Below are 10,159 nucleotides of genomic sequence, written 5' to 3'. Positions count from 1 at the left end.
TACGCTGCAAAGGCTGAAGGCGCCGTTTTTCATCGATGGCTCGGAAATCTTCGCTTCGACATCGATCGGGGTGAGCCTGTTTCCGGAACATGGCCGCAGCTTCGAGGTGCTGCGTCAGAATGCCGATATTGCGATGTACCGCGTCAAGAACGGGGGCAAGGGCGCCGCGGCCTTCTTCGACGAAGGCATGGAGCAAAAGGCGCTCGAACGGATGAAGGTCGAGCAATCGCTGCGGCTCGCCATTCTGGAAAAGCGCTTTTGCTGCGCCTTCCAGCCCAAGGTCGATATCAGAACCCGGGATATCCGGGGCATCGAGGCGCTGGTGCGTCTGCGCGACCACGACGGTGTCATTCAGGCTCCCGGCAGTTTCATAAATCTTGCCGTGGAGTTGGGACTGATCGATGAGCTTACCCATCTGGTGCTGGCGGAGATCGTCAAATCGATCGATCTGATCAACGCAACCTTCGGCGCCGGCACCAGCATCAGCATCAACGTCGCGGCGGCGCAGGCCGGTAATCCGCAGTTCATGCGTTCTTTCGCCAGGGCGCTCGAGGCCACCGGCTTTCCCGGGCGCTTCCTGATCGAGGTGACGGAGGACGCCTTCGTCGTCAAAACCGATTTCCAGACCGAGATCGTGCCAATGTTCCGCGCCCTCGGCGTCGGAATTTCAATCGATGATTTCGGTACCGGCTATTCGTCACTGTCGGCGCTGGCCGACATCACCGCCGACGAAATCAAGATCGACCGCTCCTTCATCACCGATATTCATAGGCGCTCGCGCAGCCAGGGCATCTTGCGGGCGATCGAATCGCTGGGCGAGGCCCTCGGCATGACCGTGATCGCGGAAGGCGTCGAAACCTTCGAGGAGCTCGCTTACCTGCAGGCCGCCACCAATATCCGCTATGCGCAGGGCTACTACTTCTCCAGGCCGATTTTCCTGGAGGAGCTCAAGCCCACCATACCGATCACCAGCGAGGCGCGCACCAGTCTGGCGAGCCGCCCGCGCCAGGAAAACCGTCCGGCCCATAACCGCGCTGATCGCTACCGCCGCTGATCGGCGCGCGCCGCGGCTTTCGTCCCGGTTCATTTCGTCATCACCAGCAGCGGCGTCACGCTGTCGTTCGGCGCCGCGGCCTGCATCGTGATCCGCTTCATCGAAGACAAAAAGATCCTGATCATTGAACTGAAGATCGAGGACATGGATATCCCGATCCGCAACAAGCGGTGATCTTCCGAGTGACCCCATGACCTTGCTCGAAACCCGCGATCTGACCATTCGCTTCGGCGGCCACGTCGCGGTCAATCGTGTCAGCTGCAGCTTTCGCCCCGGTGAACTGACCGCGATTGTCGGCCCCAACGGCGCCGGCAAGACCACCTATTTCAACCTGATCTCCGGACAGTTGCGCCCGAGCGAGGGCCGCATCCTGTTCGACGGCGCCGATATCACGCAGCTTTCCGCGCCGCTGCGCACCCGCGCCGGCCTTGGCCGCGCCTTCCAGCTCACCAATCTGTTTCCGAACCTCCGCGTCGAAGAGAATGTCCGCCTCGCCGTGCAGTCCGAAAGCGGCGTTCATTATGACATGCTGCGGCCGTGGATGACGCGCAAGGACCTGATCGCGCGCGCCGACGCCATTCTCGACAAGGTGGCCCTGGGTGGCCGGCGGGCGGTGGCGGCGACCGCGCTGTCGCATGGCGATCAGCGCAAGCTCGAAGTCGCGCTGATGATGGCGCTCGAACCGAAAGTCTTCATGTTCGACGAGCCCACCGCCGGCATGAGCATCGATGAAGTGCCCGTCGTGCTCGATCTGATCGCGCAGCTCAAGCAGGATTCGAGCAGGATCATCCTCCTGGTCGAGCACAAGATGGACGTGGTGCGTTCGCTGGCCGACCGCATCATCGTGCTGCATAACGGCCAGCTCGTCGCCGATGGCAAGCCGGCCGAGGTGATCGCCTCGCCGATCGTTCAGGAGGCTTATCTGGGCATCGCGCCCGGAAGGAGCGCGGCATGACCGACCTTCTGACGCTGGCCGGCGTGCACACTTATGTCGGGCGCTATCACATCCTGCAGGGCATCGATTTCGGCGTCGCCGAAGGCCAGACCACGATGCTGCTCGGCCGCAATGGCGCCGGCAAGACCTCGACGCTGCGCACCATCATGGGCCTGTGGCAGGCTTCGGCCGGCCAGATCGCGCTCGATGGGCAGCGCATCGAGAAGCGTGCGACCCCGGAGATCGCCCGGCTCGGCGTCGGCTATGTGCCGGAAAGCATGGCGGTGTTCTCGGACCTCTCGGTAAAGGAAAATCTGATCCTCGCGGCACGCGATGGCCCGCTCGACGATCGCAGGCTCGATTGGATCTTCGGCTTCTTTCCCGCGTTGCGGAGGTTCTGGCCGTCGCGCGCCGGCGCGCTACCGGGCGGACAGAAGCAGATGCTCTCGATTGCCCGCGCCATCGTCGAGCCGCGCAAACTGCTTCTGATCGACGAGCCGACCAAGGGGCTGGCGCCGGCGATCGTGGTGGCGCTGATCGAGTGCCTTGGCGAAATCAAGCGCCGCGGCGCCACCATCCTTCTGGTCGAACAGAATTTCCACGCCGCGCGCGAGCTCGGCGACAAGGTTCTGGTGATGGATAACGGCAAGATCGTCCATCGCGGCGAGATGGCGGCGCTGGCAAAGGACGTCGCGCTGCAGGAGCACTTGCTCGGGCTCAGCCTGGAGGCACATCAGTGACCGACCTCGCCGCGTCCGGCGCATTGCCCAAACCGAAGCGGGACATCCTGCCGGCGCCGCTGCCGGTCATCGTCTCGCTCGCCATGCTGCCGTTGATCGGATCCTTGAGTTCCTGGATGACGCTGACGGTGGCAAGCTTCGCCATGGGCATGATGATCTTCATCATGGCCTCCGGCCTGACGCTGGTGTTCGGCCTGATGGATGTGCTCAATTTCGGTCACGGCGCTTTCATTTCGGTCGGCGCCTATGTCGCAACCCTGGTGCTGTTGCCGTTGGCAACGTGGGTGCAGGCCGATTCATTGTGGCTCAATCTCGCGGTGCTGGCGCCGGCGGCGCTGTTATCGATGGCGGTCTCCGGCGCGCTCGGCCTCGTGCTCGAGCGGGTGCTGATCCTGCCGGTCTACGGCCAGCATCTCAAGCAGATCCTGATGACGACCGGCGGACTGATCATCGCCGAGCAGGCGCTGTATGCGCTGTGGGGTCCGCAGATCATTCCGCTGCCGCTGCCGACATCGTTGCGCGGCTCGTTCATCTTCGGCGACGTCGCGATTGCGAAATACCGCCTGCTGGCGATGCTGGTCGGCCTGATCGTATTCGCCGGCATTCAATTGGTGCTGAACCGGACCAAGATCGGCCTGTTGATCCGCGCCGGCGTCGAAAACCGCGAGATGGTGGAAGCGCTGGGCTATCGCATCCGGCGGCTGTTCCTCGGGGTGTTCATGACTGGCTCCGGGCTCGCCGGCCTCGGTGGCGTGATGTGGGCGCTTTATCGCGAGCAGGTGCATGCCTCGATGGGCAACGATCTCACGGTATTGATCTTCATCGTCGCTGAGTTTTTCCATCATGCTGGACATTCTGCTGATGGTGGTGATCGGCGGCATGGGCACGATCTACGGCGCGATCATCGGTGCTGCGATCTTCATTCTGGCGCAAAACTATCTGCAGACGCTGATGGGCGCGGCCTCCAAGGCGGCCGCCGACGCCGGCCTGCCGCTGCTTCCGGGGTTGCTGCATCCGGATCGCTGGCTGCTGTGGCTTGGCCTGCTGTTCGTTGCCAGCGTCTACTTCTTCCCGACCGGCGTCGTGGGACGATTGCGCAATCCGCCGCGCCGGTCCTCTTGAGGTGTCCTGCATGGTAACAATCGAATCCCGCCTCCATGCCCTTGGCCTGGTTCCGCCGCCGGCCTTTGCGCCGCACCCCCGGTGAAGTTCACAGCTTAACCGCAATTTAGTTTGCCGCTCCGGCCTATCGACATAGGATCAGGTGCTCCCGCGCGCGAACGCGCGTCACTCCAGCCTCGAAGCGGTCGCATGCCCCCTGTTTCGCTCCTTTTGAACCTGCTCTGGATTTTCTGCGGCGGCCTCTGGATGGCGGCGGCCTGGATGATCGCCGCCATCATCATGGCCATCACCATCGTCGGCCTGCCCTGGGCCCGGGCGGCCTTCAATATCGCGGCCTATACGCTATTGCCGTTCGGTTCCAGGGCGGTGCGCCGCGACCTGGTGACCGGTCAACCCGATATCGGCACCGGCCCGCTCGGTCTGATCGGCAACCTGATCTGGCTGGTGCTGGCGGGCTGGTGGCTGGCGCTGGGGCACCTCATCACCGCGATCCTGCTCGCCGTGACCATCGTCGGCATTCCCTTCGCCTGGGCGCACATAAAACTCGCCGGCATCGCGCTCTGGCCGATCGGCAAGGTGATCGTTCCCGCATAGGGCGCGAAGATCGTTCTCCATCGGCCCGGTCTATTTACCGGCTTTGCATCCCGGCAAATCGAACAGCGCCTTGAGGCCGCAGGGCGAGGTCAGCATCTTGCCGCCGTCGTGACCTACGCCTTGCACATCCCACAGACGGTGGTTCGGCATTCCGGCGTTGCTGGCCCGCATCGTCGCCACATAGGCGTGACCACGGGCATATCGATAGGGCCCCTGCGCCTCCGCCATGCAGGACTTGTCGAGCGCGGGATGATCCGGATTGGTGTCGCGCGTTCCCAACAGATAGATGACTTGCCGTGCAACATAGGCCTGCTCCAGTGACGCGACGGTCGGTCCGGCGAGGTATGGCGGGCGCGCCTCCATGCCGTATTTCCAATCGTCATAGCCGGGACAGCTGGCCGCAATCGACGGCTCCGGCCGCTCGGCGCCGAAATAGGCGTAGGACGACGGATTGGCGACCACATAGCGCACGATCACGCCCCGACGCGTCAGCGCGATCTCACCTTTTGCGGCGATCGCGTAGCGTTGCACCACCTGACCTCCACCCGAATGACCGGCCACCACGACCTGCCTCAGATTCGGAAACAAATGCTGATCCGCCAGTCTTTCCAGGATGGCATCGAGCGCGTCGAACGAACTGGCTGGCGCAGGCCCTACCGCAGGATCGCCACCTTCCCACCCCTCCAGGGTCCAGCGCAACGTATCGGCAGCCAAGTGATGCGCATCGACGTCGATCGCGGCCAGAAACTGCGGAACGATCATGATCGTGGTCTTGCCGACTTCGCCGGCCGCGGCCTGAGCCGTTCTGGCCGATCTAAAATAGACATCGGCATTGCGCAGCCGGCCGTGCAGCACGATGACGGCACGCGTGATATCCGGCAACGGGTTGGACCAGTCCGCCGAAGCGTAGAGCGGCAGGGTTCCTTCCGCGCCGACCGCAATTCGCAGGTCGGCGACTTTTTTCACCGGCCGATGATTGGGCGCCGTCTCGTCCGCGGCGAGGACCGGATAACTTGCCAATGAAACCGTCAACAGCACAGCCGTCACACGTTGCAGCATCGTTCTCATTGCCCCATCCCCGCATGAATTGCTCTTCGTAACCTCGCGCAAGCTGCCCTGCGTGATCCTTGCGACCGATCCAACGCGGTTTTGCTACCGACCAGGGCTCATTTTCCAAGCGTCTGAACGGCTTTCTCGCGCGCGGATACGCTATCATGCCGGCTTGCGGCATAAAACCGGGGTTGCCGACGTCAGGCAAATACGCGCTGTTGACCTTGAAAACTTCACACCCGCGCCTCACCTTGACGCGGTCATCATGTCATCAGTGCCAACGGATCGGTCCATCGCGTAGATCGGCGCCATCGAGCTTGGGAGAGACACTTGCATGTTTATCGCCATGAACCGCTTTCGTGTTGCCAGGGGATCCGAACAGGCTTTCGAGCAGGTCTGGCTTTCGCGTGACACCCATCTCGACACGGTGCCAGGCTTTTTGGAGTTCCACCTGCTCAAAGGTGCGGAAGCCGAGGACCACACCCTGTATGCCTCGCACACGGTCTGGAAAAACCACGCCGCGTTCGAAGCCTGGACCAGGTCGGATGCCTTTCGTGCCGCGCACCACAAGGCCGGCGACAACAAGCCGCTCTATCTCGGCCACCCGCAGTTCGAAGGGTTTGAAGTTCGGCAGACGGTTGCGGCGGACACGCCCGACGCCGCCTGACCGGGCGCTGCAATCTGCCGCCCGGGCCGATGCTCAGACCCGCTGGACCTTGCCGGAGAACAGCGGTAGCGGAACGACTTTGGCGCGGACGGCTTTTGCCTGCATCTTGCACACGCATAGCGGTTCGCCCTTTATCCTGGTGCAGGCACAGGGGTAGCCATAGGCGAACTTGACCAGCGTCTCGACATCGTTGGCGGCGATCGCCTGTTCAACCTGTTCATCGTACGTCATTTGCGAGCGCTCGCCATTTCGGAACGGCATGTCCGTGGACCGGTCAGGTCTGCCGGGCCATTGCCATCTGACATTTCGACTGTAACCTCATGGCAAGGAGTGTGGCAACGCCCCGCGTCCGACCACGAGGATTTGCGTTTCCCCATTCGACCGGGCGGGAAGCTGGACCCATTGAGTATCGCGGTACGGATGAACCGACCGGTCGGGGGGACAAGAGCGGCGTGAGCGCGCGGGTTCAGGCCGATACGATCGGAGCACTAACGATTGCCATGGGCCCGCCCTTGCGGGGCGTGCATGAGATCGAGTGCGGCGGCGAGCGCCTTGTCGTCCTTCGCATCCGGCGGGACGTAGGACTGCGAAGCGACCTGCTCGACGCCCTGGCCGCGAAGGTGCCCGGTCAACGTGGCCTCGCCCAAGGGCTTACTCCTTTTCTTGACGTCGTCGGGCTCTTCCTGCAGGATCTCGATGTCGGGAACGATGCCGGTAGCCTGGATCGACTTGCCCGACGGCGTGTAGTATCGCGACGTGGTCAGTCGCAACGCGCCGCGATCGGGGCCAAGCGGAACGATGGTCTGGACCGAGCCCTTGCCGAAGGACCGCGTGCCGATAATGGTCGCCCGCTTGTTGTCCTGCAATGCGCCGGCAACGATCTCCGATCCGGATGCGGTACCGCCATTGATCAGCACGACGAGCCGCTTGCCCCTGGTGATGTCGCCTCGCTTGGCACTGAAGTGCCGTGATTCCTGCGCGGTGCGCCCGCTGGTCGAGACGATCTCGCCGCGCTCCAGGAGATCGTCCGACACCGCGACGACCTGGTCCAATAGTCCACCGGGGCTGTTGCGCAGATCGATGATATAGCCCTTGAGATTGTCGTTGGCGACCTGCTTCGAAATGTCGGCCACCGCCTGCCTGAAGCCGTCGTTGGTCTGCTGGTTGAAACTGATGATCCTGATATAGCCGACATCGGCGCCTTCGACGCGCGAGCGCACCGCCGGAATGCGGATGGTGTCGCGAACGACGGTGAACTCGATCGGGTCGTCGACGTTCTGGCGGACGATCTTGAGCTTGACCTTGCTGTTCACCGGCCCGCGCATTTTTCCAACCGCCTGGTTGAGCGTGAGTCCGTGAACCGAGACGTCGTCGACGCTAACGATGACGTCGTTGGCGAGAATACCCGCCTTGGCGCCCGGCGTGCCGTCGTAGGGCGCGACTACCTTGAGCAAGCCGTCGGCCATGCTCACTTCGAGCCCCACGCCGCCGAAAGCCCCGCTGGTCTGCGTTTGCATGTCTCGGTAAGCCAGCGAATCCATGTAGTCCGAATGCGGGTCGAGCGAGGCCAGCACGCCGTTGATCGCGACCTCGACGATATGGGTGTCCTCGCTATTGGACGGCCGCTCGTTGATGATCGCGAGCGCGGTTTCGTAGACCGAATTGAGATCGCCCTTGCCGCTGTCGTTCGCCGCCGGTCGCAGCTCGGGCTGTCCCGCGCTCGAGACCTGCTGCGCCGGCGGGTAGGCCCGGCGCATGGCGCTGTTCGCGGCAATATAAAGATCCCTGTCTTCGCGTTTCTCGATGTAGTGCGTCTCGATCTGCGCGATGGATTGGTTGAATGGCTCGAACAGCTTTGCGACGTCGGCTCTGGTCAGGCGCGGCGCAATGGGCCGGCTTTCCGCCGCCGCGGGTTTCGGCGTCGCCAGCGCGACCTGGCTGCTCTTTAGTTCCTCCAGCCGTGCGCGGGCGAAGGGGCCGTAGATGCTGTTGCCGTATTGCTGGATGAAGGTATCGATCACCGCGAGGCTGGTGCTGTCGCGGGTCGCGGCCCAGGCCTGCGCGGCCTCGTCGGGACTGGCGGCCGGCGCGGTAGCGGCCGGCGGCGGCGCCGCAAAGTAGAAACTGCCGTCGATCGGCGAACTCGAAACCCAGGGCTGTTGCGCGCCGCCGGTCGAACGCTTTACCGCCAGCCCGACTTCGTTGAAGGTCTGGAAGATATCGAGCCCCGGCTTGCGCACGTTGGCGGCAAGCGCCTTGGTATAGGGGCTGTTGCCCTCGCCATCGAGGGCGACGTTTCCAGGCTGCGTCGCAAACGAAATCAGCGTCCCCTCCGGCGCCCGCATCTGCGCCAGTCCGCCGTCGGTGGCTCGCAGGCCTCGGCCGCCGAACGGATTGTTGCGGCAGGCGTCGAGCACCACCATGTTGAGCTTGGTGCCCGCGCCTTCCATCTGCCGCAGCACCAGATTGACATCGAGCATCTGGAAATCGACGTCGGCCTCGCGCGTCGGATTTGCGTTGATCGGCACCAGATAGTTCGAACCGCGCACCTGGACGCCGTGGCCGGCATAATAGAACATGCCGACCTCCGCGCCCTGCAGCGAGACGCCGAACTTTTGCACGGCGGCATCAAGCCCCGTCTTGTCGAGATCGAGCTGCGCGCCGTCGCCGATCAGGATAAAACCCAGTTCCTGCAGCGTGGCCGCCATCAACAGGGCGTCGTTGCGTGGATTTTCCAGCCGCGCCACGTTCTGATAAGCGGAGTTTCCGATCACGAGCGCGACGCGCCGGTCGGCGATGGCTGGCGAAGCCGACACCGCAACGACGACCGTCATTGCCACCAGCAACAGGACTCGGCCGATCATCGATATGGCTCCTAGCAGGAACGCTTGCAAATGCTCGCGCATTTGCCGGCTGCTGGCAAGGCCGGCACGCGCGCGGCTGGCCATGCATGCGTTTCGATCACCATTTTAGTTTGCTGAAACCCACGATGACAGTGACACGCATCACAGTGCGGGCGGACGCCGTCTTTCCAAATTTCAGGATCCGACGACACCTTTTAGTCCCGCATAGAGCGAGCCCACCGCCGTAATGACAACGCCGGCCAAAGGACCCGCGGTCTGCAGCAGATCCTGAATCAGCCGGGCTCTGCGGCGAAGCTGTTCTTCGCCGACATGCTGGCCAAGCAGGCGGGCAATCCTGAAGGCCGCGGCGTTCGGTTTGCCGCCCTGCGACAGGATCAGCGGCAGCACTTGAAAGACCATGAGGCCGAGAATGCTTCCTGAACCAAACGCCAGCGCGATACTGGTGTCGTATTCGAAAACCTCGCGCCATTCGCCTGACGACGCAGGCACGATCGGCACGCTGTCGTTGACACCGGTCACTGTCAGCATGCACATCACGCTGAGGATGGCGGCCGCCACGCCCAAAGCAAGAGCCCCACGAAATCCGATCTTGTGTAGAGGATAGGTCAAAAAGCCGAAGGGAACAGGAATAATCACGGAAGCCAGCCGCAGATAAAGCGGAGACACGTTCAGCACGATGGTCACGACGATATGGGCGGCAACAAGAAGAATGGTGGGCATGAGCACATAGAGCGTGGCCAGAACGACGAAGTACCGGAACGGGTGTTTGGTTCGCTGCAGGCTCGCGCCCGCCCGATCGAGCTCCTGCCTGAGCCGGTCGAGTTCAGCGACGATGTCCTGGATTTCGAGCAGCACCGGGCGCACCACGCGCAAGTCGCGCGAGCAATGCTTGCAGGCGAGGGCTTCGTCCTTGATGGTTTCGGCGCAGAACGGACATTCCATCAGACTGATCGATGTTTGGCGCGGCGCTTGAGCCGCTCAAGCTCGGCCTGGATCCCCGACAATTCCTGACGCACAACATCCCGCTTGCGGAGCAGATCGTCCCGCTCGGCGATCAGGGACGGCGGGATGGCGATGTCGCGCGCGCAACTGCCGCAAACCAGCGCGGCCGAAGGGTTCTCACGGGTACAGAAT

The 10,159-nt window shown here is 63.1% G+C and carries 9 protein-coding genes and 3 pseudogenes; 6 read left to right on the top strand and 6 right to left on the bottom strand.

All coding sequences use genetic code 11. The features are described from left to right. The 5 genes and pseudogenes from ABSG20_RS20760 to ABSG20_RS20740 form a co-directional block, all read left to right on the top strand. Positions 1-1,054: putative bifunctional diguanylate cyclase/phosphodiesterase (locus tag ABSG20_RS20760; protein WP_423866384.1), on the top strand; the 1,054-nt coding region annotated here is incomplete at its 5' end. 190 nt (positions 1,055-1,244) lie between these two features. Then, the gene (locus ABSG20_RS20755) at positions 1,245-2,009 is read left to right on the top strand and encodes an ABC transporter ATP-binding protein (RefSeq protein WP_423866383.1); all 765 of its coding nucleotides are present in this window, start codon (positions 1,245-1,247) and stop codon (positions 2,007-2,009) included. Further along, entirely contained in the window at positions 2,006-2,728 is a 723-nt protein-coding gene (locus ABSG20_RS20750) for an ABC transporter ATP-binding protein (RefSeq protein ID WP_423866382.1), read from the top strand. The genes ABSG20_RS20755 and ABSG20_RS20750 overlap by 4 nt, the downstream gene beginning before the upstream one ends. Positions 2,729-2,811: 83 nt before the next feature. Then, positions 2,812-3,847: pseudogene (locus ABSG20_RS20745) on the top strand (branched-chain amino acid ABC transporter permease); the annotation flags it as partial. 192 nt (positions 3,848-4,039) lie between these two features. After that, the gene (locus ABSG20_RS20740) at positions 4,040-4,444 is read left to right on the top strand and encodes a YccF domain-containing protein (RefSeq protein WP_423866381.1); all 405 of its coding nucleotides are present in this window, start codon (positions 4,040-4,042) and stop codon (positions 4,442-4,444) included. 30 nt (positions 4,445-4,474) lie between these two features. Here ABSG20_RS20740 and ABSG20_RS20735 read toward each other — a convergent pair whose 3' ends face one another. Beyond that, positions 4,475-5,503, bottom strand: a complete 1,029-nt coding sequence (locus ABSG20_RS20735) for an alpha/beta fold hydrolase (RefSeq protein ID WP_423866385.1) — start codon at positions 5,501-5,503, stop codon at positions 4,475-4,477. 325 nt (positions 5,504-5,828) lie between these two features. Between ABSG20_RS20735 and hmuQ the strand changes: the two genes are divergently transcribed. Next, positions 5,829-6,161: a heme-degrading protein HmuQ gene (hmuQ, locus tag ABSG20_RS20730; RefSeq protein WP_423866380.1), complete on the top strand. Its 333-nt coding sequence runs from the start codon at positions 5,829-5,831 to the stop codon at positions 6,159-6,161. A 33-nt stretch (positions 6,162-6,194) separates the two neighbouring features. Here hmuQ and ABSG20_RS20725 read toward each other — a convergent pair whose 3' ends face one another. The 5 genes and pseudogenes from ABSG20_RS20725 to ABSG20_RS20705 all read right to left on the bottom strand — a co-directional run. After that, positions 6,195-6,392 (bottom strand): hypothetical protein, encoded by a 198-nt coding sequence (locus ABSG20_RS20725; RefSeq protein ID WP_423866379.1) that lies wholly within the window; start codon positions 6,390-6,392, stop codon positions 6,195-6,197. A 257-nt stretch (positions 6,393-6,649) separates the two neighbouring features. Beyond that, a pseudogene (locus ABSG20_RS20720) lies at positions 6,650-7,819 on the bottom strand (S41 family peptidase); the annotation flags it as partial. Between the two features lie 474 nt (positions 7,820-8,293). After that, positions 8,294-8,995, bottom strand: a pseudogene (locus ABSG20_RS20715) (caspase family protein); the annotation flags it as partial. Between the two features lie 204 nt (positions 8,996-9,199). Then, positions 9,200-9,967 (bottom strand): hypothetical protein, encoded by a 768-nt coding sequence (locus ABSG20_RS20710; RefSeq protein ID WP_423866378.1) that lies wholly within the window; start codon positions 9,965-9,967, stop codon positions 9,200-9,202. After that, positions 9,967-10,159: hypothetical protein (locus ABSG20_RS20705; protein WP_423866377.1), on the bottom strand; the 193-nt coding region annotated here is incomplete at its 5' end. The genes ABSG20_RS20705 and ABSG20_RS20710, both read right to left, overlap by 1 nt.

The organism is Bradyrhizobium sp. (assembly GCF_049512235.1).
In the GTDB taxonomy this organism is placed as follows: Bacteria; Pseudomonadota; Alphaproteobacteria; order Rhizobiales; family Xanthobacteraceae; genus Bradyrhizobium.
This window is presented reverse-complemented; position numbering and strand designations above follow the sequence as displayed.

Bases quoted from the DNA above. Each gene is read 5' to 3' on its own strand.
- ABSG20_RS20755 (WP_423866383.1), top strand. From the start codon at position 1,245: ATGACCTTGCTCGAAACCCGCGATCTGACCATTCGCTTCGGCGGCCAC.
- ABSG20_RS20750 (WP_423866382.1), top strand. From the start codon at position 2,006: ATGACCGACCTTCTGACGCTGGCCGGCGTGCACACTTATGTCGGGCGC.
- ABSG20_RS20740 (WP_423866381.1), top strand. From the start codon at position 4,040: ATGCCCCCTGTTTCGCTCCTTTTGAACCTGCTCTGGATTTTCTGCGGC.
- ABSG20_RS20735 (WP_423866385.1), bottom strand. From the start codon at position 5,503: ATGCTGCAACGTGTGACGGCTGTGCTGTTGACGGTTTCATTGGCAAGT.
- hmuQ (WP_423866380.1), top strand. From the start codon at position 5,829: ATGTTTATCGCCATGAACCGCTTTCGTGTTGCCAGGGGATCCGAACAG.
- ABSG20_RS20725 (WP_423866379.1), bottom strand. From the start codon at position 6,392: ATGACGTACGATGAACAGGTTGAACAGGCGATCGCCGCCAACGATGTC.
- ABSG20_RS20710 (WP_423866378.1), bottom strand. From the start codon at position 9,967: ATGGAATGTCCGTTCTGCGCCGAAACCATCAAGGACGAAGCCCTCGCC.